General features: G+C 63.8%; 21 protein-coding genes. 14 read left to right on the forward strand and 7 right to left on the reverse strand.

Annotation, left to right across the window (positions count from 1 at the left end; all coding sequences use genetic code 11):
• The first annotated feature begins 15 nt into the window (after positions 1 to 15).
• Positions 16 to 1038 carry a substrate-binding domain-containing protein gene (locus tag ACH196_RS25975; RefSeq protein WP_396649826.1) on the forward strand — a complete coding sequence of 341 codons (1023 nt, stop codon included), beginning with the start codon at positions 16 to 18 and terminating at the stop codon, positions 1036 to 1038.
• Positions 1039 to 1044: 6 nt separating this feature from the next.
• Here the strand turns inward: ACH196_RS25975 and ACH196_RS25980 are convergent, their stop codons facing one another.
• Entirely contained in the window at positions 1045 to 1350 is a 306-nt protein-coding gene (locus ACH196_RS25980; RefSeq protein ID WP_396649827.1) for a DUF982 domain-containing protein, read from the reverse strand.
• A 104-nt stretch (positions 1351 to 1454) separates the two neighbouring features.
• On the reverse strand, positions 1455 to 2345 hold the full coding sequence (locus ACH196_RS25985; protein WP_396649828.1) for an FCD domain-containing protein: 891 nt from the start codon (positions 2343 to 2345) through the stop codon (positions 1455 to 1457).
• 213 nt (positions 2346 to 2558) lie between these two features.
• Here ACH196_RS25985 and ACH196_RS25990 point away from each other — a divergent pair, with 213 nt between their 5' ends.
• Complete coding sequence (locus ACH196_RS25990) at positions 2559 to 4064, forward strand: UxaA family hydrolase (RefSeq protein ID WP_396649829.1); 1506 nt, start codon at positions 2559 to 2561, stop codon at positions 4062 to 4064.
• Between the two features lie 49 nt (positions 4065 to 4113).
• Here ACH196_RS25990 and rhaI read toward each other — a convergent pair whose 3' ends face one another.
• Together rhaI and ACH196_RS26000 are read right to left on the reverse strand one after the other, a co-directional pair.
• Positions 4114 to 5406, reverse strand: coding sequence for an L-rhamnose catabolism isomerase (gene rhaI / locus ACH196_RS25995; protein ID WP_396649830.1), 1293 nt, complete (start codon positions 5404 to 5406; stop codon positions 4114 to 4116).
• A 185-nt stretch (positions 5407 to 5591) separates the two neighbouring features.
• Positions 5592 to 7682 (reverse strand): bifunctional rhamnulose-1-phosphate aldolase/short-chain dehydrogenase, encoded by a 2091-nt coding sequence (locus ACH196_RS26000; RefSeq protein ID WP_396649831.1) that lies wholly within the window; start codon positions 7680 to 7682, stop codon positions 5592 to 5594.
• 156 nt (positions 7683 to 7838) lie between these two features.
• On the opposite strand from ACH196_RS26000, the gene ACH196_RS26005 reads away from it, so the two are divergent.
• The 7 genes from ACH196_RS26005 (at position 7839) to ACH196_RS26035 (ending at position 15148) form a co-directional block, all read left to right on the forward strand.
• Positions 7839 to 8672 (forward strand): DeoR/GlpR family DNA-binding transcription regulator, encoded by an 834-nt coding sequence (locus ACH196_RS26005; RefSeq protein WP_396649832.1) that lies wholly within the window; start codon positions 7839 to 7841, stop codon positions 8670 to 8672.
• Positions 8673 to 8745: 73 nt separating this feature from the next.
• Positions 8746 to 9762 carry a rhamnose ABC transporter substrate-binding protein gene (rhaS, locus tag ACH196_RS26010; RefSeq protein WP_396649833.1) on the forward strand — a complete coding sequence of 339 codons (1017 nt, stop codon included), beginning with the start codon at positions 8746 to 8748 and terminating at the stop codon, positions 9760 to 9762.
• Positions 9763 to 9921: 159 nt separating this feature from the next.
• Positions 9922 to 11424: a sugar ABC transporter ATP-binding protein gene (locus ACH196_RS26015; RefSeq protein WP_396649834.1), complete on the forward strand. Its 1503-nt coding sequence runs from the start codon at positions 9922 to 9924 to the stop codon at positions 11422 to 11424.
• On the forward strand, positions 11421 to 12413 hold the full coding sequence (locus ACH196_RS26020) for an ABC transporter permease (protein ID WP_396649835.1): 993 nt from the start codon (positions 11421 to 11423) through the stop codon (positions 12411 to 12413). The genes ACH196_RS26015 and ACH196_RS26020 overlap by 4 nt, the downstream gene beginning before the upstream one ends.
• A gap of 5 nt (positions 12414 to 12418) precedes the next feature.
• Positions 12419 to 13456, forward strand: coding sequence for an ABC transporter permease (locus tag ACH196_RS26025; protein WP_396649857.1), 1038 nt, complete (start codon positions 12419 to 12421; stop codon positions 13454 to 13456).
• 4 nt (positions 13457 to 13460) lie between these two features.
• Positions 13461 to 13775, forward strand: a complete 315-nt coding sequence (rhaM, locus tag ACH196_RS26030) for an L-rhamnose mutarotase (protein WP_396649836.1) — start codon at positions 13461 to 13463, stop codon at positions 13773 to 13775.
• A gap of 5 nt (positions 13776 to 13780) precedes the next feature.
• Entirely contained in the window at positions 13781 to 15148 is a 1368-nt protein-coding gene (locus ACH196_RS26035; RefSeq protein WP_396649837.1) for an FGGY-family carbohydrate kinase, read from the forward strand.
• Positions 15149 to 15475: 327 nt separating this feature from the next.
• Here ACH196_RS26035 and hemE read toward each other — a convergent pair whose 3' ends face one another.
• Both hemE and ACH196_RS26045 read right to left on the reverse strand, forming a co-directional pair.
• Complete coding sequence (gene hemE, locus ACH196_RS26040; RefSeq protein WP_396649838.1) at positions 15476 to 16507, reverse strand: uroporphyrinogen decarboxylase; 1032 nt, start codon at positions 16505 to 16507, stop codon at positions 15476 to 15478.
• A gap of 202 nt (positions 16508 to 16709) precedes the next feature.
• Positions 16710 to 18935, reverse strand: coding sequence for a calcium-binding protein (locus tag ACH196_RS26045; protein WP_396649839.1), 2226 nt, complete (start codon positions 18933 to 18935; stop codon positions 16710 to 16712).
• 229 nt (positions 18936 to 19164) lie between these two features.
• Between ACH196_RS26045 and ACH196_RS26050 the strand changes: the two genes are divergently transcribed.
• Complete coding sequence (locus tag ACH196_RS26050; RefSeq protein WP_396649840.1) at positions 19165 to 20139, forward strand: AraC family transcriptional regulator; 975 nt, start codon at positions 19165 to 19167, stop codon at positions 20137 to 20139.
• 14 nt (positions 20140 to 20153) lie between these two features.
• Here ACH196_RS26050 and ACH196_RS26055 read toward each other — a convergent pair whose 3' ends face one another.
• Positions 20154 to 20288, reverse strand: a complete 135-nt coding sequence (locus ACH196_RS26055) for a hypothetical protein (protein WP_396649858.1) — start codon at positions 20286 to 20288, stop codon at positions 20154 to 20156.
• Between the two features lie 174 nt (positions 20289 to 20462).
• On the opposite strand from ACH196_RS26055, the gene ACH196_RS26060 reads away from it, so the two are divergent.
• The 4 genes from ACH196_RS26060 to ACH196_RS26075 all read left to right on the forward strand — a co-directional run bounded on the left by ACH196_RS26060 (position 20463) and on the right by ACH196_RS26075 (position 23649).
• On the forward strand, positions 20463 to 21401 hold the full coding sequence (locus ACH196_RS26060) for a helix-turn-helix domain-containing protein (protein ID WP_396649841.1): 939 nt from the start codon (positions 20463 to 20465) through the stop codon (positions 21399 to 21401).
• A 406-nt stretch (positions 21402 to 21807) separates the two neighbouring features.
• Positions 21808 to 22209, forward strand: coding sequence for a heme-binding protein (locus ACH196_RS26065; protein ID WP_396649842.1), 402 nt, complete (start codon positions 21808 to 21810; stop codon positions 22207 to 22209).
• Positions 22210 to 22252: 43 nt separating this feature from the next.
• On the forward strand, positions 22253 to 23062 hold the full coding sequence (locus tag ACH196_RS26070; RefSeq protein WP_396649843.1) for an SDR family oxidoreductase: 810 nt from the start codon (positions 22253 to 22255) through the stop codon (positions 23060 to 23062).
• 161 nt (positions 23063 to 23223) lie between these two features.
• Positions 23224 to 23649 (forward strand): nuclear transport factor 2 family protein, encoded by a 426-nt coding sequence (locus tag ACH196_RS26075; protein ID WP_396649844.1) that lies wholly within the window; start codon positions 23224 to 23226, stop codon positions 23647 to 23649.
• Positions 23650 to 23669 lie beyond the last annotated feature (20 nt).

Raw genomic sequence — 23669 nt, forward strand, 5'->3', positions numbered from 1 at the left:
GAAGAAATATCGACCATGAACCTGAAGCAGCTCGCCCGCATGCTCGACCTGTCGCAGACGACGGTAAGCCGCGCCCTCAACGGCTATCCCGAGGTCAACGAGGAGACGCGCCGCCGCGTCATGGACGCCGCCAAGCGGCATGGCTACCGGCCCAACCCGAGCGCGAGAAGGCTGGCCACCGGCAAGGCCGGCATGATCGGCTATGTGCTGCCAACCGGATCGAACGTCGATATCGACCCGCATTTCGTCGAGTTCCTGTCCGGCCTGGGCGACTATGCGCGCTCGCACGAGCTCGACCTCGTGCTCAGCCCGGCCGAGGCCGGCGACGAGGAGACGACCTATCGCCGCGTCGCGGCCAACAAGCAGGTCGATGCCGTCTACGTGTCTTCGCCCAAGCCACAGGACCGGCGCATAACACTGCTCCGCCAGCTCGGCCTGCCCTTCCTGGTACATGGCCGCTCCGAAGGGCTGGACTTTCCATACCCGCATCTCGACATCGACAATGAAGGGGCGTTTCACGAGGCCGGCCGCCTGCTGGTGCAGCTCGGTCATCGGCGGATCGGGCTGATCAATGGCGACGACCGCGAGACTTTTGCGATCTTCCGCGAGAGGGGCCTGCGGCGGGCGCTGGCGGCTTCCGGCATCGAGCTTATGCCCACCATGATCCGCTCCGTCGTGATGACAGAGGAAAACGGCTATCGCGCCGCCCGCAGCCTGCTCGGACAGGAAGCGGCGCCCACCGCCATTTTGTGTTCAAGCCTGATCATGTCACTGGGGGTCGTCCGCGCGCTTCGCGACCTTGGCCTTTCGGTGCCGAAGGACGTTTCGCTGGTCGCCCATGACGACGTCTTTCCCTGGCTGAAACCGGAGAATTTTCCCGTACCGCTTTCCACCACGCGGTCGTCCATCCGGCTCGCCGGCGCCCGCATCGCCGAACGTCTCGCCGCCCGCATTTCGGGACTGGAGGACGATCCCCGCGGCGAGGTGTGGCCTGTCGATCTGGTGGTCAGGGGCTCGGTTGCCGGCGCCCCGGTCTGACGACTATCAGTGGTGGGCGGCGACCAGCGAGGACGGGACGCGAGCTGCGGCCGCCGGATCGGGCGCAAAGGTCCGCGCTCCGAGGATTCCGGTAATCCTCGCAAAACTCTCAAACGCCTTGCGGGCATCCTCGGCCCTCACGGCGCCGGCAAGTGCGGCCTCGCAGCTTTTCATCGCACAGGCATAAACCGGGCCTCGCCTCGCGCCGGGCCAGTCGCGCAGGAAGGTTACCGCATTCTGAAGAGAGTCGATTTCAACCGGTGTGCCATCGATATTCAATCTCAGAGGCACACGAAACAGGATCGCGTCCATGCCGTTCCTCCACGGATTCAAGGGGGAGTCTGGTGTTCAATGCACTAAAGTAGCAAAGGTTCCATAACATCGCAGAAAATTCAGCGGACGAACAGATCGATTGTTCAGGCGACAACGCCCGGCAGGGACCTCAGCAAAGTGGTGCGGGCAGAGTCGAGGTGCGCCCGGCAGGCGGCCTGCAAGCGCACCCTGTCGCGCGATTTGAGTGCGTCGATATAGGCGAGGTGTTCGGTCACCGCGACTGCGTTGCGCTCGCGCCCGCCCGCCTTGTTCCATTGGTAGTGGTAGTGGAAGATCATGGCGATCACGTCGTAGAAATCGACGATGAAGCGGTTGCGCGAGGCGTTGTGGATGAGCCGGTGGAAGCGCTCGTCGAGTTCCGAAAAATCCACGTAGTGCCGCGCTATGGCGTCGGCGAAACCGTGATGCTCGGCCTCCATGGCGTCGAGCGCCGTCCATGCCGGATTGGCTTCCGCGAGTTCGATGAAGGCGAATGCCGAGCGGAGTTCGAACATCTCGCGGATCTCGGTCAATTCCAGCGCGAACTCTCGGGTAAACCCCTTGAACATCCAGCGGCTGTTCGGGCGTTTCTCGATCAGGCCGAAGCGGCTGAAACGGATCAGGAATTCCCGCAGGCTGCTGGTTCCGACCCCGATCTCGCGCGCCAGCTCGACTTCGGTGATCTGGGTCCCGGGCTCGACCCCTTGCGCCAGAAGCAGCCGCATGAAGCTGCGCTCGATGATCTCGGCCGGCGAATCCGTTTCCTCGGCCGGGTAGAAGTCGGCATCCACCGGAGCCCGCAGCCTGACCTTGCTGCGCTTGTCCCAGGCGATGACGCCGGCCTCCGCCAGATGCGTCAGGATGGCGCGAACGGTGGTGCGGCTGACGCCGAGCGCCAGCCCCAGCTCCGGCTCCGACGGCAGGCAGTCACGCGCGGCAAGCAGGCTCAGGCAGCGGTTGTAGGCTTGCTTGAAAACCGTGCTGGTCTTCGACATCGGGGAATTCCATCCCTCTTCGGCAGCGCCTTACCGGCAAAAACCAATTGCACTCAAATGTTTTTTTAAGATAAAAGACAATACGTCCCTCCGAGGGGAGTCAACCCAATTCAGCACGCTTTGCGTCTCTGATCCATCAAAACCGGCGACCATGCGCCGACCTTCAGCCGGACCATCCTCAGCCATTATCCCGAACAGCCAGGGAAACGACCCGTGACCGCCGCCAAAAGCATCGTTCTTTCACCCTCCGACAACGTCGCCGTCGCCAATGGCCGTATAGAGGCCGGGGAAACGCTGCCCGGCGGGGCCGTAGCACTCGCCACGATCGATCCCGGGCACAAGGTGGCTATCCGCCCGATCGCGGCTGGCGAGGCGGTGGTGAAATATGCGCAGGCGATCGGCAAGGCGACGGCCGACATTCCAGCTGGGGCGCATGTGCATTCGCACAACCTCGTCTTCGAGGCTGGCCGTATGCCCGTGGTGCCGCCGACTGCTCCGGTCGAGGCGACCGAGGAAGAGCGCGCCCGCACCTTCATGGGCTATCGCCGCGCCGACGGCCGCGCCGGCACGCGCAACTTCATCGGCATCATTGCCAGCGTCAACTGTTCCGCCACCGTCTGCCATGCCATCGCCGACGCGGCCAACACGCTGCTGAAGCCGAAATATCCCGGCATCGACGGTTTTGTGCCGATCGTCCACGGCCAAGGCTGCGGCATGAGCGCTACCGGCGACGGCATGATGGTGCTGCACCGCACGCTGGCGGGTTATGCAAGGCATCCGAACTTCGGCGGCGCGCTGATGGTCGGTCTCGGCTGCGAGGTCAACCAGCTGACGCTCTACGGCCGCAAGGGTGCCGCCGCCGGCAAGCGGCACTTCAACATCCAGGATTCCGGCGGCTCGCGCAAATCGGTCGAGAAGGCGATGGGCGTGCTGGAGGAAATCTGCGAGGAGGTCGGCAATCTCAAGCGCGAGCCGATCCCGGTGTCGGAAATCGTCGTTGGCCTGCAATGCGGTGGCTCGGACGGCATGTCCGGCATCACCGCCAATCCGGCCCTGGGGGCCGCCGTCGACATATTGGCGGCGGCCGGCGGCATCGGCATCCTGTCCGAGACCACCGAGATCTATGGTGCCGAACATCTGCTCGCCTACCGCGCTGCCTCGCCGGAAATCGCCGAAAAGCTCGACGGCTACATAAAATGGTGGGAGGACCACACCGCCAAGCACGGAGCGTCGATCGACAACAACCCGTCGCCCGGCAACAAGCGCGGCGGCCTGACCACCATCCTCGAAAAATCGCTGGGCGCGGTGGCCAAGGGCGGCCAGACGCCGCTCAACGGCGTGTTCGCCTATGCCGAGAAGGTTTCAGGCCACGGCCTCGTCTTCATGGACACGCCCGGCTACGACCCGGTCTCGGCGACCGGCCAGGTGGCGGGCGGCGCCAACGTCATCGTCTTCACCACCGGCCGCGGTTCCTGCTTCGGCAGCCACCCGACCCCGTCGATCAAGGTCGCGACCAACACCGCCCTCTACAATTCAATGGAAGAGGACATGGACGTCAATTGCGGCGTCATCGCCTCGGGCGACAAGACCATCCCGCAGATGGGCCGCGAGATTTTCGAGCTGATCGTCGAGACGGCGTCGGGCAAGAAGACCAAGAGCGAGGAATTCGGCTACGGCGACAACGAGTTCGTGCCCTGGCATCTCGGCGCGACGCTGTAGGCGGGGCTGACGCGTCCTTCCAGGTTCGCCCTCGAAGGACGCACCAAACTCACACGATCCCGCCGCCACCCGAACTGACCGCCGGCCGCTCCGCGGCAACCTTCTGCCGGTAACCGGCGGCGCGGTAGGCGCCGACCGGGTCGACGGCGCCGCCGGCATTCAGCCGCGCCATGGCGAGGATCGGTTCGACGTCCGTCCGGAACGCCGTCTTCAGCGTCTGCGTGGCCATCAGCGCATCGTTGTCCGCCTGATAGCTCTCCAGCCCCTGACGGTCGACCAGCAGCGCCGCCGCATAGGCGCGCTGCACCTCGACCGCCGACAGCATCAGGCTCTCGATCGGGTCGGTGACGTTGTGGCTCTGGTCGAGCATATGCGCGGGGTAGAAGCCTTTCGCGCCCCGCAATTCCGCGTCGACCAGTTCGTTGAAGACGAGGAACAGGCGGTAGGGGTCGATCGAGCCGGCATCGAGGTCGTCGTCGCCATATTTGGAATCGTTGAAATGGAAGCCGCCGAGTTTCCCGAACTGGATCAGCCGCGCCACGATCATCTCGATGTTGACGTTGGGCGCGTGGTGGCCGAGGTCGACAAGGCAATAGGCGTTTGGCCCGAGTTCCCGAGCGATCAGGTAGTTCGTGCCCCAGTCCTGCACGACCGTGGAATAAAAGGCCGGCTCGTACATCTTGTGCTCGGAGAAAAGCTTCCAGCCCTCCGGCAATGCGTCATAGATTTCGCGCATGGCGTCGAGATAACGCTCGAACGCTTTTGTGAAATTCACCTGCCCGGGGAAGTTCGAACCGTCGCCGATCCACACCGTCAGCGCCTTTGAGCCGACCGTCTTGCCGATCTCGATGCATTCCAGATTGTGCTCGACCGCCTGACGACGCACGGCGGCGTCGGCATGGCTGAGCGAACCGAACTTGTAGGAGAGCCTTTGGTCCCTGGCATCGGAAAACGTGTTGGAGTTCATGGCGTCGAAACCGAGGCCGAAGCGCGAGGCGGCCTGCTTCAGCCGCTTCGGGTCGGCCTTGTCCCACGGAATGTGCAGCGACACGGTCGGCGTGGCGCGCGTCAGTTGCTGGATGACGGCGCAGTCCTCGATCTTGTCGAAGACATTGCAAGGCTCGCCCTCTCCGGGAAAACGGGCGAAGCGCGTGCCGCCTGTGCCGACACCCCAGGACGGGATGGCGACTCCGAAGCTTTCCACCTTCTCGCGGATCGCGTCTATCTTGATGCCGCGCCGGGCGAGCTGTTCGCCGAGGTGATCGTAGTCACGGCGCAGGTCTTCTTCGCGCGCTCTGTTGTGGTCGGCAACGGTGTCGGCGGCGATGATGGATTCGGTCATGTGTCCTCCTAAGTGGTGCGCCCACCCTCCCCCTCGTGGGGAGGGTCGCGAGGCATGCCGCGCAACGGCGATGCGTAGCGGGGCGGGGGCAACAATGCTTGCTCTTCACCCCCACCCCGCCTCGCCAACTCCACTTCGTTGCGTTGGCTCGTCGACCCTCCCCTCAAGGGGAGGGTTAGGGCGCGCTACCGCGTAAAACTCTGCGCGTTGCCTGCGTCGACGTTCAAAATATTCCCCGTCGACTTCGCCGACAGGTCGGAAGCGAAGAACCAGACCGCCTCAGCAACATCTTCCGGGTACACGCCGAGCTTCAGCATGGAGCGCTTGCGGTAGTGCTCCTCGAGTTCGTCCGGCTTCATGTTGTAGGCGGCGGCGCGCTGTTCGCGCCATTCGCCCTTCCAGATGTTGGAGCCGCGCAGCACGGCGTCGGGGTTCACCGTGTTGACGCGGATGCCGGCATCCGCGCCTTCCAGCGCCAGACAGCGGGCGAGATGGATTTCGGCAGCCTTGGCCGTGCAATAGGCCGAGGCGTTGGGCGAGGCGGCAAGCCCGTTCTTGGAGGCGATGAAGACGATGTTGCCGCCCGCCTTCTGCCGCTTCATCAGCCGGAACGCCTCGCGCGCCACCAGGAAATAGCCGGTGGCGAGGATATCGATGTTGCGGGTCCACAGCGACAGCTCCGTGTCCTCGACCGGCGAGGCCGACGAGATGCCGGCATTGGAGACAAGAATGTCGAGTCCGCCGAATTCCTTAGCCGCGAAAACAAAGGCTTCCGCAACTTCCGCTTCCCTGGTCACGTCCAGCTTTACGCCGCGCACCACATCGGCCGAATGGCGTTTGGCGAACTCTGTTTCAGCGGTTTCCAGCGAGCCGGCGTCGATGTCGGCAAGCACCACGCAGGCGCCGTCAGCCATCAACCGGTCGGCGATCGCCCGGCCGATGCCGCCCGCCCCGCCTGTCACCAGCGCGACGCGGCCGGCCAGCGGTTTCGGCTTGGGCATACGCTGCAGCTTGGCCTCCTCGAGAACCCAGTATTCGATGTCGAAGGCTTCCTGCTCGGGCAGGCCCATATAGTCCGAGACGGTCGAGGCGCCGCGCATGACATTGATGGCGTTGACGTAAAATTCGCCGGATATGCGGGCGGTCGCCTTGTCCTTGGCGAAGGTGATCATGCCGACACCGGGGACGAGATAGACCACCGCGTTGGGATCGCGCATCGGTGGGCTTACCGGCCGCTTGCAGCGCTCGTAGTAGGCGGCGTGGCCCTGCCGGTAGACTTCCAGCGATGCCGGCAGGCCGGCAAGCGTCTTGTCTATATCCGGGTTGGCCGGGTCGAAATCCACCACCAGCGGACTGATTTTTGTGCGCAGGAAATGGTCGGGGCAGCTTGTGCCGAGTGCGGCCAGTTTTTCCATATCGCGCGCTGCGATGAATTCCAGCACCGCCGGCTGGTCGTCGAAATGCCCGACCTTGCGCTCCTTGGCCGAGATCATGCCGCGCAGCGCCGGCATCAGTTTCGCCGCGATGGCCCGCCGCTCCTCAGCCGGCAAAGTTTTGCGCACTTCTCCGCCAAAGGCAGCCTTGCCCTTGCCTTCAGCCGCGAAGAATTCCATCGCCTTGTTGATGATGCGGATGGTGACGTCGTAGCATTCCTTCGCCGTGTCACCCCAGGTGAACAGGCCGTGGCTTTCCAGAACCACGCCAAGCGCCTTGGGGTTCTCCTTGCAGAACTTTTCCAGCCACAGGCCGAGTTCGAAGCCTGGCCGCTTCCACGGCAGCCAGCCGATCTCGTCGCCGTAAATCTTCTGCGTCAGCGCCTTGCTGTCCCTGGCCGCGGCAATCGCGATCACCGCGTCGGGATGCATGTGGTCGACATGCTTTCGCGGCACGAAGGCGTGCAGCGGGGTGTCGATCGAGGCGGCACGAGGATTGAGGTTGAAGGTGCAGTGCGGCAGGTAGCCGACCATCTCGTCTTCATGCGCGAGGCCGCGATAAAGACCCTTCAGCGCCTCCAGCTTCTCCATGTAGAGGCTGGCCAAGCCGTCCATCTTCATGGTGCCGAGGTCGCCACCCGAACCCTTCACCCACAGCACCTCGACCTGCCCGCCAGTCAGCGGGTCCTTCTCCATCGCCTGGGCCGAGGTATTGCCGCCGCCATAGTTGGTGATGCGTTTGTCCGAGCCGAGCAGGTTGGAGCGGTAGACGAGCAGTTCCGCCTCGCTCATGCCGGCGGCCTTGGCGTCGTCCCAGAGATCGGCAAGTCCTTGCGTAGCCATGTTTCCGCCCTTTCGAGATTTTTGGCGGAAGTTATGAGCCTATTCGCTCATGGTCAATCGTGATTCGCTTCAAATTTGAGCGTTTGCGATGCAAAATGGAATTGGTGCGATGCAATACGCTCACTCTTCTTGACGATTGTGAGCGAGCGTGCATTCATGATGATCGATTTAGTTCGAGGCAACCGCATCGACATGCGTGAGGTGGACCGCCGATCGGCGATACTGGGAGCGATGGCCGGAAGGCCGGTCGTGCCCGTGCGCGAGTTGGTCGATCTCACCGGCGCCTCCAGCGCGACCTTGCGCCGGGATCTGGCAAGACTGGAAGAGGAAGGTCTGGTGCGGCGCGTGCATGGCGGCATCTCCGCGCCGACGCCGGCCTTTCCTGCGACGCTCGGCGCCCCAACCTTCAACTCGCAGCGCATCAAGAACGCCGACAGGAAGAGCGCCATCGCAGCACTCGCCTGCGGCCTGGTCGAGGACGGCGAGTCGATCATTATCAATGCCGGCACGACGACCTTCGCCATGGTCGATTTCCTGCGCGACCGGCGGCTGAATATCCTCACCAACTCGTTCCCGATTGCCGAGGCGCTGATCCGCGGCAGCGACAACCGTATCACCCTGCCGGGCGGTGAGGTCTATCGCGAGCAGGGCATCATCCTGTCGCCCTTCGAGGACGACACGATCCAGACCCTGCATGCAACGACGATGTTCATGAGTGCCGCGGCGATCACGCCGCTCGGTGTGGTCGAGGCCGACCCGCTGGTGGCGCGCGCCGAAGCGAAACTGCTCCGCCGCGCGGAGCGGCTGATCGTGCTCGCCGATTCGACCAAGTTCGAACCAAGGGGTAGCCTCGTCGTGTGCCCGCTGTCGCGCGTCTCCGTGCTGGTGACGGATGACGGGATCAGCGAGGCGGCGCTGGCGATGATGGAGAATGCCGGGCTCGATGTAAGGATCGCGCCCGTTGCCAAGGAGATCGCTTCCGCCGCATAGAGCGGTGGACGGTGGGACCGGCAGCGGCCGGTCCGGATGGACGTCAACAGGAATTGGCAGGGAGGAATTTGCCATGAAGACTACACGTCGTACCGTATTGCAGCTTGCCGGCGCCGCCGGTGCTGCGCTGGCAATGCCGGCGATCATCACGAAACGGGCCTTTGCTGCCGACAAGCGCATCGCCATGATCGTGAAGAATCTCGGCAACAGCTATTTCGACGCCTGCGCCAACGGCGCCAAGGAAGCGGCCAAGGAACTCGGCGGCATCGAGATCATCTACACCGCCTCGGCCAAGCCGACGGCGGAAGAGCAGATCGCCGTCATCGACGCGCAGATCGCCCAGAAGGTCGACGGCATCATCGTTTCGGCAAACGACGCCGACGCGCTGGTTCCGGTCGGCAAGAAGGCGATGGAGCGCGGCATCAAGGTGATGAGCTTCGACTCGGCCATCGCGCCGGCTGGCCGCATCGTCCACCTCTCCGCCTCGTCCACCCCGCTGATCGGCGCCAAGCAGGTGCAGATGATCGCCAAGACGCTGGGCGGCAAGGGCGAAGTCGCCATCCTTTCCGCTGCCTCCACCATGACCAACCAGAACTCCTGGATCGAGGCCATGAAGGAAGAGTGGAAGAAGCCGGAATACAAGGACATGCCGCTGGTGGCGACCGTCTATGGCGACGACCAGGACGACAAGAGCTACCGCGAGATGCAGGGCCTGGTGAAGGCCTATCCGAACCTCAAGGGCGTTATCTCGCCGACCACCATCGGCATCCGCTCGGGGGCCAAGGCGATCGTCGACGGCGGCCTGACCGGCAAAGTGTTCATCACCGGCCTCGGCCTGCCTTCGGAAATGAAGGATTATGTGTTGAAGGGCGCCTGCGACACCTTCGCCATCTGGAACCCGGTGGAATACGGCTATTCCTCGACCATGATCATGGCCGACATCCTGGCTGGAAAACCCACCGCCGAAGGCGACAAGCTTTCCATGGGCAAGAAGGGCGAGACCACCGTCGGCAAGGACGGCGAATGCGTCATGGGCGAGCCCTTCGAGTTCAACAAGACCAACGTCGAGGAATTCGCCAAGATCTTCTGATCTGGCGGAGGTTCTTACCCTCCCCCTTGTGGGGAGGGTCGCGCCGAAGGCGCGGGGTGGGGGTCGCTACCACGGCACCCCCCACCCCGCTTCGCAGTTTCCGCTGCGCTTCAACTGCTCATCGACCCTCCCCACAAGGGGGAGGGTTAAGAGGTTCCCTTGTCCGATCCCATCCTCACCCTTACCGGCGTCTCGAAAAGCTTTCCCGGCGTCAGGGCGCTGCACGACATCAGCCTGTCGCTGCAGCCCGGCCGCGTCACCGCGATCATAGGCGAGAACGGCGCCGGCAAATCCACCATCGTCAAGCTGCTGACCGGCATCTACCGGCTTGAAACCGGCGAAATCCGCGTCGGCGGTGAGCCGAAATCCTTCTCCTCGCCGCGCGACTCCTGGGCCGCTGGCATCGCCGCGATCCACCAGGAAACGGTGATGTTCGACGAGCTATCGGTGGCCGAGAACATTTTCATGGGCCACATGCCGACGGCGTCGACACGTCTCGTCGACTGGACCGAGATGCGGACGAAATCGGCTGAGTTGCTGAAGCGCATCGACGCGCCCATCCCACCCGAATTCAAGCTGAAGCGCCTGTCGGTGGCACAAAAACACCTGGTGGAAATCGCCCGCGCGCTGTCGCACGAGGCTCGCGTCGTCATCATGGACGAGCCGACCGCGGCCCTCTCGGCCAACGAGATCGACGACCTTTTCCGCATCGTCGAGCAACTGAAGGCGGAAGGCCACGCCATCGTTTTCATCAGCCACAAGTTCGATGAAATCTTCCGCATCGCCGACGATTTCGTCTGCCTGCGCGACGGCGAGAAGGTCGGCGAAGGCCCGATCTCTTCCGTCACGGAGGCGCAGCTTGTACGCATGATGGTCGGCCGCCCGGTTGACCAGGTGTTTCCGAAACGCGATGTGCCGATCGGCGAGGTCGTGCTATCAGTCAAAGGTCTGTCGAACGCCACAGAATATGCCGACGTCTCCTTCGACCTGCGCAAGGGGGAGATTCTCGGCCTCTACGGGCTGGTCGGGGCGGGCCGGACGGAGGCCATGCAGGGCCTGTTCGGCATCACGCCGGTGACACGCGGAACAGTCTCGTTAGACGGCAAACAGCTTGCGATCAACGCACCGTCGGACGCCATTGCCGCCGGCATTTCCTACGTGCCAGAGGACCGGCAGGATCAGGGCGCGATCCTTTCCCTCGGCATCCGGGAGAACGTGACGCTGGCCAACCTGTCGAAATATGTGCGCGGCCTGTTCCTGTCGCGTTCCGCCGAACAGGAAGCGACGCGCTCGCTCGGGCGGCGGCTGGCGGTCAAGGCGGCGAGTTGGGAGCAGAAGCTGGGTGAGCTTTCCGGCGGTAACCAGCAGAAGGTGGCGATCGCCAAATGGCTGGCGACGCGGCCGAAGGTGATCGTGCTGGACGAGCCGACGAAAGGCATCGACGTCGGTTCCAAGGCGGCCGTGCATGATTTCATCGGCGAACTGGCGCAGGATGGTCTCGCCGTTGTGCTGATCAGCTCGGAACTGCCAGAGGTCATGGGACTGGCGGACCGCGTCATCGTCATGAAGGAAGGCCGCATGGTCGACGAGTTCAAGCGCGGTGCCTGGAGCGCCGAGCAGATCGTCGGCGCGGCCACCGGCGCCGCGAAGGAGGCCGCGTGAAAGGCATCTTCAACTATCGCGAGCTTGCGCTCGGGCTGATCCTGATCGTCGGTGTCGCGGTCATCGGCGCCTACCAGCCGGTGTTCCTGGCCTGGGAGAACATCAGTGACCTGCTCACCGAGACCTCCGTTCTGTTCATGATGGCGCTGGCGCAGATGGTGGTCATCCTGACGCGCGGCATCGACCTGTCGGTCGCCGCCAACCTCGCGCTGTCGGGCATGATCGCCGCCCTCGTCAGCCAGTACTATCCCGACACGCCGCTGTTGCTGATGATTCTTGCCGGCGTGATCACCGGGCTGGTGCTTGGCTTGATCAATGGCGGCCTGATCGCCTTTCTCGGCATCCCGCCAATCGTGGTGACACTAGGCACGCTCGCGGTCTATCGCGGCATGATCATCATCATCGCCAAGGGCGACCAGGTGAATGCTTCCGAAATGGGCGTGGAATTCCAAGCATTCCCCAAACACATGTTCCTCGGCCTGACAAGTCCGGTCTGGATCGCCATTGGCGTGTCCGTCCTATTCTGGGTCTTCCTCAACCTGACAAGGGCCGGCCGCGGCCTCTACGCCGTCGGCGGCAATCCGGTCGCGGCGCGCTACTGCGGCATCGATCAGCGCAAGCAGGAACTGCTGGCCTATGCAATCTCCGGCGCAGTGGCGGGACTTTGCGGCTACCTCTGGGTCGCCCGCTACGGCGTCGCCTATTCGGAGATCGCCAATGGCTACGAACTGACGGTCATCGCCGCCTGCGTCATCGGCGGCGTCTCGATCGGCGGCGGCGTCGGTTCGGTCGCCGGCACACTGCTCGGCGCGCTGTTCCTCGGCATCGTCATGACAGCGCTGCCGGTCCTGCAGATCTCGCCTTTCTGGCAGATGGCGATCTCCGGCGCGGTCATTCTCGCCGCCGTGGTCATCAATGCGCGCGCCGAGCGGCGGCCTGAAAAACTCATCCTGCCGGAAGCGCGGCGCATCGGACGGGTGCGGGCATGAACGCGATGCCGCCCTCCGAAAGCCGTTACACGGTGCTGGACGCCGCACCGCGCCGAGCGCGCGATGTGCTGTTACGCTGGGAAGTGATCCTGGTCATCCTCCTGGTGCTGACCATCGTGGTCAATACCATCGTCTCGCCCTACTTCCTCGACGTTTTCAACCTGGCCGACGCCACTTTCAACTTTTCCGAAAAAGCGATCATCGCGCTGGCCATGGCGCTGCTGATCCTGGTGCGCCAGATCGACCTGTCGGTGGCAGCGATTGTGGCGCTGGCCGCCATGGGCATCGGTTACGCGGCCGAGGCCGGATTTGGACCGACCGGGCTGTTCGCCACCGGTATTGGCATCGGGATTTTATGCGGCGTTTTCAACGGCTTCCTCGTCACCTATGCCGGCCTGCCGTCGATCGTGGTGACTATCGGCACCATGTCGTTGTTCCGCGGCTTCACACAGGTGATCCTGGGCGACCAGGCGAAGACGAAATATCCGCCGGAGTTTTTGGAACTCGGTCAGAGCTATTTCATCAAGATGAAGGAGACCGGCATCCCCTGGCTATTCGTTCCGCCGATCCCCTTGTCTTTCCTCATCTTTCTGGTGCTGACCGTTGTCTTCGGCATCGTCCTGCATAAGACCGCGACCGGCCGGAAACTCTTCGCCATCGGCTCCAACCCGGTCGCGGCGCGGTTCTCCGGCATTCCGGTCGATCGGCTAACTTTTTTGCTCTTCGTCGTGTCCGGCCTGCTGTCGGGATTGGCCGCAGCCCTGCTGACGGCGCGGCTGGGGTCGATGCGCTCCAACATCGCCATCGGCTGGGAACTGGACATCGTCACCATGGTCATCCTCGGCGGCGTGTCGATTGCCGGCGGCGTCGGCTCCATCCTTGGTGTCTTCCTGGCCGTTCTGACGCTAGGGCTTGTCACCTTCGGTATGTCGCTGAACAATATTCCGGGGCAGGTGGTCAGCGTCTATATCGGCCTGCTGCTGATCGCGGTGATCGCTATTCCGCGCATCGCCGACAAGCTCGGGCTGAGAACAAGCAGGTGATCTGATGGAGAAATTTGCCTTCCGGATGCGGCTGAAACCCGGCATGACGGCCGAATACAAACGCCGCCACGACGAGATCTGGCCGGAACTGGTTGAACTGCTGAAAGAAGCAGGAGTTTCGGACTATTCCATTCATTTCGATTCCGAAACGAACCAGCTTTTCGGGGTGCTTTGGCGCCGCGACGACCACACGATGGACGATCTGCCGAAGCATCCGGTGATGCGCCGCTGGTGGGATTTCATGTCCGACATCATGGAATACAACGCCGCAGGCGAACCGGTCGCGGTGCCGCTCGAGACCGTCTTCCACATGGAGTGAGCGGCTTGTCGAAAGTCCGCATTGTCGCCGTCATCGATATCGGCAAGAGCAACGCCAAGGTGGCATTGGTAGACCTCTCCACGCTGGAGGAAACGGTCGTCGCGCGCACGGCGAATTCCGTCGACAATTCAGACCCTTATCCACATTTCGACACCGACCGGCTGTGGGCAGTCATGCTCGACGGACTGGCCGAGCTTGGCAGGCTGACGCGGCCCGATGCGATTGTTGTGACCACCCACGGCGCATCGGGCGTTCTGCTGGCGGCCGACGGCAGCCTTGCCTTGCCGATGCTCGACTATGAACATTCCGGACCCGAAACGACCCTTGCAGACTATGATCTTTTGCGACCGAACTTTGCCGAGACTGGCTCACCACGTCTGCCCGGCGGGCTCAATCTCGGAGCGCAATTCTTCTGGCAATCGCGGGCATTTCCGGCGGATTTTCAACGGGTTGCGACGATCCTGACGTATCCGCAATACTGGGCGTTCCGGCTGTGCGGAGCGGCGGCCAACGAGGCGACGTCGCTGGGTGCCCACACCGATCTCTGGAACCCGCAAAAGCGGGATTTTTCCGGCCTGGTCGACCGGCTGGACTGGCGCAAAAAGTTGGCGCCGGTACGCAAGGCCGGTGACCGGCTGGGCGGCTTACTGCCTGAAATCGCTGAGAAAACCGGCCTTGCCGCCGACACGCCCGTCTATTGCGGCATCCATGATTCCAATGCCTCGCTTTATCCCCACCTGTTGTCGAGAAAAGCGCCGTTGACGGTGGTATCGACCGGCACCTGGATTATCGTCATGTCAGTCGGCGGCGAGCGGCAAGTGCTTGATCCGGCTCGCGATACGCTGATCAACGTCAATGCCTTCGGCGATCCGGTGCCGTCGGCGCGCTTCATGGGCGGGCGGGAGTTTTCGCTGCTGATCGGCGACAAGGGCGTCGACCCGAGCCAGGCGGAAATCGAGACCGTGTTGAAGACGCCGGTGCTCCTGACACCGTCCATCGATCGGGGGTCCGGTCCCTTCCAGCATCGCAAGGCCGAATGGTTGCCGGCCGAGCCCTCCAGTCCCGGCGCACGCTTCGCGGCTGTCTCCTTCTATCTGGCGATGATGACGGCGTCCTGCCTGGACTTGATCGGTGCGCAGGGCGACACGATCGTAGAAGGACCATTTGGCCAAAACCGCTGTTTTATCAGGATGCTGGCGAGCGCCAGCGGGCGGCGCGTGGTGGCGTCGAAAGGCAGCACCGGCACCAGCATCGGCGCGGCGTTGCTCTGCGCGGGACCGGATTTCAAGCCTACCGACGGCATGGAAACAGTGATCGTTCCGGAACCGAAATGGTTGTCTTATCCCGCGCACTGGCGTCAGGCGGTCGGGTAACGCTGGTGAGTGGGATTTTCAGGTCATGTCTCGAATATCATTTTAGAACAATGGCTTGCGCGCGATGTCAGTAGGAAATGCCGTAACAGACCGGACGGCAAGCCGTTTTGACGCGACAAGAACCGGGTTTTAAGCCGATCGAACCTGACGGTGGTCTCGTGTTGAGGTGAACAGGCCTGACGTGGCAGATGAGATGCATTGCGGCCATCGGAACTCATATCATCTGCTGTCGACTTCGATCGCACGCGCCGTCAGAGCAGTCCGAAGGACGGGCGGCGTTGACGGCCATAGTAAATGACCCCTGGCACGAGCCGGCCGCAACGAACTTCACCCTTGCACCGCACGCACCCGCTTGACCATCCTGTCCACATTCTCGACAGGGCAGTCCGGGGTGATGCCGTGCCCGAGGTTGAAGACCAGCGGACCGTTACCCAGTGCGTCCAGAATGAGATCGACGCCTTCGTCCAGCGCCCGCCCACCTGCCACCAGCCGCAGTGGGTCGAGGTTGCCCTGCACCGCGCCGCCGACCTGAAGGGCACGGGCCTGCGAAAGCGGCACCGACCAGTCGAGGCCGAGCGCGGTAACGCCGGTCCGTTCGCGGTAGCCGGCGTACAGGCTGCCGGCGCCGCGCGGAAAGCCGATGATCGGCGTGGCCGGATGTTTTTCGCGTACCCGCCGGACGATCTCGGCAACCGGTTCGACGCACCAGGCCTCGAAGGAGGCTTCGTCGAGCACGCCCGCCCAGGAGTCGAAAATCTGCACCGCATCGGCGCCGGCGTCGATCTGGCGGATGAGATAGTCGGCGGAGACCTTCGCCAGTTTCGAAAGCAAGGCGGCCATGGCTTTGGGCTCGCGATAACCGAACAGCCGCGACGGCCCTTGGTCCGGCGTGCCGCGGCCGGCGATCATATAGGTGGCAACCGTCCACGGGGCGCCGCAGAAGCCGATCAGCGCAGTCTCCTGCGGCAGTTCGGCGCGCAGTCGGGAGACGGTCTCGTAGACCGGCGCCAGATGTGCATGGAAGTTATTCACCTCGCCGAGGCGGGGGATTTCGGCGGCCTCGATCGGGGTCAGGCGCGGGCCCTCACCCTCGACGAAGCGCAGGTCGCGGCCGAGCGCATGCGGCACGACGAGGATGTCCGAAAAAAGGATCGCCGCGTCGAAATTAAAACGGCGGATCGGCTGCAGCGTCACCTCGACGGCGAAATCCGGATTGTAGCAGAGGTCGAGGAAGGAGCCGGCCTTTTCGCGCACCGCGCGGTATTCGGGGAGATAGCGCCCTGCCTGCCGCATCATCCACAGCGGCGGCGGGAACACGGTCTCGCCGCCCAGTACCCTCAGCAGCTTTTTGTCCTGCACCCTGACGTCTCCGGTTTGCCGGGAGCTATGTCATGTGGGCGCGCGCGGGGCAATCGGGGGAGGATCGATCCGCCGTCATAAGGATGGAGATCACAGCGCGCTTTTATCTGTTGCAGTTTCCGCGGAGATATTTTGACCTCGCTGAAAAAACCGGCGCGCGACAGGATCGCGCGCCGGTGAACTGTCGTGGGCGATGGGCTCCTCAGAGGATGAAGTCCCCAGCGGAGAGCAGGCTGGTCTGGCCGACCAGCACCACCGACATCTCCGCCGTCGCGTCGGCGTCGACGTTGAAGTCGAGGACGAGGTTACCGCCGGACACCGTCTGGCGGATCTCGCCGGCAACGAAGGCGCCGCCGGCGTCGAGCTTGAAGGCGTTGTCCAAGCCGCCCGCGATGGCGTCGATGACGGCGACATCAATGCTGTCGCCGGCGGTGAAGTCGGTGATCTGGTCGGCCTTGGCCGTGCCGATGCCGGATTCCGTCAGAGCCAGGAACTCGAACGCGTCCTTGCCGCCGCCGCCTGTGAGCTTGTCAAAGCCTAGTCCGCCGGTGAGCGCGTCGGCTCCGTCGCCGCCCAGCAGCTTGTCGTTGCCGCCAAGGCCCCGTATCACGTCGTCGCCGCCGAGGCCGCGCAGCGTGTTGGCCCCGGCATTGCCGTCGATGTCCTGGTCAAAGCCGTTGCCAGTGAGGTCGATGGCGGTGGTGCCGCCATTGGACGTGGTCCTGAACTCATCGATCTGTGCCGCGGCGCCGAGTGTGTAGCTGACGGTGGTCGCGACAAGGTTCTCCTGGCCTTGAGTGTCTATGACGACGTCGCCGGAATTGTCGACAAAATAGATGTCGTTGCCGTCCAGGCCCTGCATGATGTCGGCGCCGCCGCCGCCCTTGATCACGTTGGCGCCGTTGTTGCCGATGATCGTCTGGGCGAAATTGTTGCCGATCAGCTCGATGGCCGAGATGCCGCTGTTGGAGGTCGTCCGCAGCGTCTCGACCTCGGCGCCGGCCGCAAGCACATAGCTGGCGCTGGTGGCGACGAGGTCATTGCCCTTGCCGGCTGCCTCGACGACGACGTCCTTGGCGTTGTCGACGAAATAGGTGTCGTTGCCGGCGGCACCCGCCATCCTGTCGGCGCCGCCCTTGCCGTTCAGCGTATCGGCGAAGCCGGTGCCCACCCAGTCGTCGGCCGCAGCGGTGCCGGTGAGGTTCACGGCCGCCGTGCGTGGATCGATGATCTGGGCGCGGACGTCGAAACTGGTGGCGCTGCCTTGCTGGCTTGCGTCCGTCCACGAGACCATGACCCGGCCATCGGCGAGCGCCGTCACCGACGGCTGGAACTGGTCGAACGGAACGGTCGTGTTGATGACGATTTCGTCGGTTTCGCCGCCCACGTCGCTGCCGTCGACGCCGCTGATGACCTTGCCGCGAATGTGGGCTCCGGATCCGTCGCTCTCGCCGGCGCTGCCTGCGTCCCGCCAGGCGACGAACAGATTGCCGTCCGAAAGGGCAGTCATCGACACGTTGTCTTCGTTGGTATTGACGTCGTCGTCGATGAAGACATCCCGGGTCTGCGGCAGGCCGTTGGCATTGAAGATGCGCAGGACCGCGTCCGTGTCGTTGTCGTCGAAAGTATGGGTCCATGCGACCGCGAAGCCGCCATTGGCCAGCGCCACAACCGTCGGGTCGAACTGGTTGTCGGTGACCGAGAAATTGACGACGAACTCGCCGCCGACGCTCGTGCCGCTGGCATCGAAAATCTCGGCGCGGATATGCGAGCCGAACCCATCGGTCTCGCCGTCGCCGCCGGAGTCGGTCCAGACGGTGACGAAACCACCGCCGGCGAGACCGGCGGTCGTCGAGTTCAGCTCGAGCCCGGGACTGCCGTCGATGAACACCTCAACGCTGCTGCGCGGCGTCCCGTCGGCATTGAAGACACGGCCGCGGATGTCCAGGTCGACATTGCCGGAATCATGACCCCAGGAGGCGGCGAAGCCGCCATCGGCCAGCGCCGAGATCGAGACGTCGCCCTGATTGAGCTGCGTCGTCACGTTGAGGATGAACTCGTCGGTGTCAGGCGTGCCGTTTTCGTTGAAGATGCGCGCCTTGACGCTCGACCCGGAACCGTCGCCCGTATCGTTGGGCGCGAGTTGGGTCCAAGCGATCACATAGCGGCCGTCGGCGAGCACGGTCACGGACGGCTGGGCGGAATCGGTATTCTCGTTGCCGTTGACGGCGGTCTCGTCGCCGAGCTTGCTGCCGTCGGCATTGAATAGCTGCGTGCGGATGCTGGTGAAGCCGGTGGCGTCGGCCTCGTCCTGCCATGTGACGACGAACTTGCCGTTGGCAAGACCGGCGACGGAGGGGTTCTGCTGAAAGCCCGCCGTGGTCGTGTTGACCACGAATTCGAAACCAGAAAAAGAAGGGGTAGCCATGGCTGTAACTCCTGAGTGTTGCTTGATGACGAACCAGCGGTTCGATGGCGGCAAGTGCTACAGGCGATTCGGCTCCGGCTCTTGGACTGGCGCGAAGGAAGAGTAGGACTGCGGCGAAAGTCGCGACCGCCGGGCACTGCTTTCCAGACGGCTCGCCACGTGCTGGCGTTGTGGTATGCTCCGGACAGGTCGGGTGGGGTTTTCTGCGCCCGGATCGGTGAGGCGGGGATTGACCTCGGACGGCGACAGCGCGAATTCCTCGCGGCTCTCGACCAGCGACTGGCCGGAGAAGAACCGGCTGGCGCTGCTGCACGATGTCTATGGCGGCTTTCTGCAATGCGACATCGCGCCGGCCGACCGCGAATTGCCGGAGTTCGCCTCCAGCGTGCGACCCCTGCCCGGGCTCGATATCCTGTCGGTGGCCAGTTCGGGGCTTCGCGTCCGCCGCTCGCGGGCGCAGGTCGATCCCGACCATCTCTTCCTGACCATCAATCTCGCCGGCAGCCGCGAAGCGTTCCTCGGCGGCCGGGAGACGACATTCGGCGAAGGCGAGGCCGTTCTCATCTCAGGCGAGGCCGGCGGGCTCAACGTGCCGGCGGGCTCGCGCTTCATGACGCTGAAGATGGCCGTCAAGGCGATCGAGCCGCTGGTGCCCGACTTCGGCGATCGTCTCATCCGGCCCATTCCGCGCCAGTCGGAGGCGCTGCAACTGCTTTCAGGCTATCTCGGGACGGTGAACAAGGCCGAGATGCTGGCCAAGCCCGATCTGCAGCGCGTCGTGGCGTCCCATGTCCACGATCTCGCAGCGCTGGCGCTTGGCGCAACGCGCGATGCGGCGGAGCAGGCGCGCGCCCGCGGGGCGCGGGCAGCAAGGCTGCGGGCGATCAAGGACGATATCGCCGCCAATCTCGACGGCGACGTGTCGATCGACGCCATTGCCCGGCGGCATCGCGTGACGCCGCGCTCGGTGCAGATGGCATTCGAGGCGGAGGGGACGACGTTTACCGATTTCGTTCTCGGCCAAAGGCTTGCCCGCGCGCACCGAATGCTCACCGATCCGCTGCGCATCGGGCAAAAAATCAGCACTGTCGCCTTCGATGCCGGCTTCGGCGACCTGTCCTATTTCAACCGCGTCTTCCGCCGCCGTTTCGGCGCCATTCCCTCGGAAGTCCGCGAGGCGGCCCGCCAGGAATTTGGGGGTTGAGAGCCGTGGATTCCTTACGCCACAGCCCTTGCCAGCGCGCATTGCGACCACAGGTCCGACAGCGAGTGGATCGGGTGGTCGATGTCGGCGCCGGTGTGCAACGGCGAAGGCGGGATGCGCAGGCGCTCGGTCTTGCGCGCCAGCGGCATCTGGTTCCGCTGGACGGAATGTTCCCAAACCCTGCTTGTCGGGTCGGCGCGACCATTCTATCGATGCCGCTGAGAGAGGCTGTTCGCGGTACGCGCGGTCACCTTGATCTCTCCAGATCGACCGCTCGCACGGGATGCAGATCGGGACGGAAGCACTTGAGGGGGGTGCCAAGCATGGGCCGCAACGTCCACGCAAACGATCGTCCGGCCGCCGATTGCGCCAGCGCGCCCTCCGTGCAGCGCATGGCGCTGGACGCCTGCGTCGACGTGATTGCCGGCGTCGAACCCACCATCGCCGAGATTCCCGCGCATGAGACGCTGATCACCACGCGATGGCTGCATCCGGCGCTGCACGAAACCATGCCCGAAGTGCCCGTGCATGTCGTCGCGACCTATTATGGCGCGCCGGTGAAGCGGGCGTGGCGGTGCGGAAATTTTCGGCGCGAGGCGGTGGGCCGCCCCGGCACCACGGCGGTCATTCCGGCCAATTGGGGCGGCCGCTGGGATATCGAGGAGGAGGGGCGGCTGTCCTACGTGTTCCTGAGCAATACGCGGCTGAAGAGTTTCGCCGAACAGTGGCTGCCGGGGGGAAAGGCGATCGAGCTGGTGCCCAGCATCGGCGAGGAGGATGTCATCGGCTCGCATATCATGCGGATGCTCAACCGCTACGCCAGCAAGCCGGAGCAAGCTTCCAGCCTGTTCGCCGAGCAGGCGCTCGACCATCTCTGCCTTCATCTCATCCGAAATCATTCTTCGCTGGCGAAGCCGGCGGCGCCGGTGCCGGCGCGCGGCCTGCTCGCCTGGCAGGTGCGCAAGGTGACCGGCTATATGCGCGATCGGCTGGACCGCACCATAGGGCTGGACGAACTGGCGGCCGAGCTCAATCTCAGCCGCTTCCATTTCTGTACTGCCTTCCGGCTGGCAACGGGACGCACGCCCTACGAGTGGCTGACCCGCATGCGCATGGAGCGCGCCCGCGAGCTGCTGGCCGATCCACGCCATAGCATCACCGAGATCGCTCTGGCCGTCGGCTACAGGACGCCGTCGGCCTTTGCAGCGAGCTTCCGCAAGGTGACCGGAACGACGCCGTCGGAGTTCCGCCGGGGGATTTGAGGGGCGCCATCAGTTCCTCACCGCAAGACTCTTGCAACATATTTCGCGTGATTGGTTGCCAAGGCGAGCAACCTGTTTTCCCACCCTTCGAAGCGTCGCTTCGCCCCGGTCGAGTGCCGAGACGATCGGCGTCGCTCGCGTTTGAACTACGCAAACAGCAGATGACTTTCGTGTGAACAGCCAATCGCAAGATCGCGATAGTCGCCGCAATATCGCGATAGCGCGGCCGACGCCCACGGAATAGTTTCCCCTCATCCATCCCAAGGCAGGGAACGGGGCCGCCATGGCAGGATGCGCTGTCGGCGGCCTGTGCTGATGCATAGACGCATTGCACGCGCAGCTCATGCCGACGGCGTCCCATCGAAGCGCCGGCGTCCGCCGGTTGCCACCAATCCAGAGGTATTTCGTGCTCTCTCTCAACCAGGCCAAAACCGTCATTGCAGCAGGCGAGGCAAAGGCGACTGTCATCGGCGTGCCGGTCATCGTCGCAGTGCTCGACGCGGGAGCGCATCTGAAGGCATTCAGCCGCATGGACGGCGCGGTGCTGGGCTCGATCGACATCGCCCTGCGCAAGGCCCGCACCGCCGTGCTGTTCGAGACGAGCAGCGAGGCGGTCTGGGACTATTGCAAGCCGGGCGCGCCAGCGCATGCGCTGGAATTTTCCAATGGCGGGCTGGCGCCGTTCGCCGGCGGCATTCCGCTGCGCGATACCGCGGGCGCGATGATCGGCGCCGTCGGCGTGTCGGGCGGTGCGGTTGCGCAAGACCTGGAAATTGCTGAGGCCGCTGTTGCGGCACTCGGCGTTTGACCGTTTCCCAGAAGAAAATTCCCAAGCATTGAAAGGACTTTTCATGAGCAAGACCATTCTCGTCACCGGTGCGGGCTCCGGCTTCGGCAAGGCCGCTTCCATCGGCATGTCCAAGAACGGCCATTCGATCATCGCGACCACGCAGGTCTCGTCGCAGGTCACCCCGCTGCGCGAGGAAGCGGCGGCGCTTGGCTTGAAGAATTTCCGCGTGGAGCGGCTCGACCTCACCGATCCCTACGACATCCGGCAGGCACAGGGCTGGGACATCGACGTCCTGTGGAACAATGCCGGCATGGGCGAGGCAGGCCCCGTCTGGGAGATCCCGATCGATATCGTGCGCAAGAACTATGAGGTCAACGTCTTCCTGCCGCTGGTGCTGACCCAGGGGGTGGTCCAGCGCTGGGTGCGGGAGGGCAAGGCCAAGGGCAAGAAGGTCGTCTTCACCTCATCGATGGGCGGCCTGTTCACGCCGGCCAACTGGGGCACCTATGTCTCGACCAAGCACGCGCTGGAATCGTTTGCCGAGGCGATGCAGCAGGAACTGGCGTCCTACGGCATCAAGGTTCAGACCATCAATCCCGGCGCGTATTACACCGGCTACAACGAGACGATGGCCGACAACCCGTTCCGCTGGCTCGACGATTCCAAGAATTTTACCAAGCGCGCCGACCTGCGAAAGGGTTTTGACGACTTCTTCGCCACGCCGGAAGGCAAGATGGACCCGAAGGAGATGATCGACCGCATGATCGAGATCGTGCCGGCCGACGAGGGCAAATTCCGCAACGTCGTGCCGAAGGTCATCGAGGACATGCTGAAAGCGCATCAGTTGAAGGCGTGGGAGAACACGATCTGAGCCTGATCAAGGATCCATCAGGCCCGGCCTGACGGATTGAGCTCCCGACCCCCTGTCCAGCGCGAGCTCAGGCTCGCGCGTCGATCGATCGAGGAACGAATTCAATGCGCCGATACGCCCTGACACTGCTTTCCATCTTTGCCCTTTCCGGAGCCCCCGCCATGGCACAGTCCACGGACATCGAAGCAAACAACAAGGCGGCGCTCGCGGCAAAATTCGACGCCTGGGGGGCCGGCACCGGCAGCCCCTACGACCTGTTGGCGGACGATGCGAACTGGACCATCGTCGGCCGCTCGGCCGCCTCGAAGACCTATCCCAGCAAGGAGGCGTTCATCACGGAGGTGATCCGCCCGTTTAACGCGCGCATGAGCGTCGGCCTGAAGCCGACGATCCGCAACATGTATGCCGAGGGCGACACGGTGGTCGTATTCTTCGACGCCGCCGGCACGGCCCGAGACGGCCAGCCTTACAAGAACACCTATGCGTGGTTCCTCGACATGAAGGACGGCAAGGTGGTCAAGGCGCACGCCTTCTTCGACAGCGTCGAGTTCAACGAGTTTTGGGAGCGCGTGACGCCAGCGGAATAAGTTTATTTAGCCGGCTTGGC

The sequence above is a fragment of the Mesorhizobium sp. IMUNJ 23232 genome (assembly GCF_044326205.1).
In the GTDB taxonomy this organism is placed as follows: Bacteria; Pseudomonadota; Alphaproteobacteria; order Rhizobiales; family Rhizobiaceae; genus Kumtagia.

What these genes read in the sequence shown, in the direction of transcription:
- ACH196_RS25975 (WP_396649826.1), top strand. Translation starts at nt 16, where the DNA reads ATGAACCTGAAGCAGCTCGCCCGCATGCTCGACCTGTCGCAGACGACG.
- ACH196_RS25980 (WP_396649827.1), bottom strand. Translation starts at nt 1,350, where the DNA reads ATGGACGCGATCCTGTTTCGTGTGCCTCTGAGATTGAATATCGATGGC.
- ACH196_RS25985 (WP_396649828.1), bottom strand. Translation starts at nt 2,345, where the DNA reads ATGTCGAAGACCAGCACGGTTTTCAAGCAAGCCTACAACCGCTGCCTG.
- rhaI (WP_396649830.1), bottom strand. Translation starts at nt 5,406, where the DNA reads ATGACCGAATCCATCATCGCCGCCGACACCGTTGCCGACCACAACAGA.
- ACH196_RS26000 (WP_396649831.1), bottom strand. Translation starts at nt 7,682, where the DNA reads ATGGCTACGCAAGGACTTGCCGATCTCTGGGACGACGCCAAGGCCGCC.
- ACH196_RS26005 (WP_396649832.1), top strand. Translation starts at nt 7,839, where the DNA reads ATGATGATCGATTTAGTTCGAGGCAACCGCATCGACATGCGTGAGGTG.
- rhaS (WP_396649833.1), top strand. Translation starts at nt 8,746, where the DNA reads ATGAAGACTACACGTCGTACCGTATTGCAGCTTGCCGGCGCCGCCGGT.
- ACH196_RS26025 (WP_396649857.1), top strand. Translation starts at nt 12,419, where the DNA reads ATGCCGCCCTCCGAAAGCCGTTACACGGTGCTGGACGCCGCACCGCGC.
- rhaM (WP_396649836.1), top strand. Translation starts at nt 13,461, where the DNA reads ATGGAGAAATTTGCCTTCCGGATGCGGCTGAAACCCGGCATGACGGCC.
- ACH196_RS26045 (WP_396649839.1), bottom strand. Translation starts at nt 18,935, where the DNA reads ATGGCTACCCCTTCTTTTTCTGGTTTCGAATTCGTGGTCAACACGACC.
- ACH196_RS26055 (WP_396649858.1), bottom strand. Translation starts at nt 20,288, where the DNA reads ATGCCGCTGGCGCGCAAGACCGAGCGCCTGCGCATCCCGCCTTCGCCG.
- ACH196_RS26060 (WP_396649841.1), top strand. Translation starts at nt 20,463, where the DNA reads ATGGGCCGCAACGTCCACGCAAACGATCGTCCGGCCGCCGATTGCGCC.
- ACH196_RS26070 (WP_396649843.1), top strand. Translation starts at nt 22,253, where the DNA reads ATGAGCAAGACCATTCTCGTCACCGGTGCGGGCTCCGGCTTCGGCAAG.
- ACH196_RS26075 (WP_396649844.1), top strand. Translation starts at nt 23,224, where the DNA reads ATGGCACAGTCCACGGACATCGAAGCAAACAACAAGGCGGCGCTCGCG.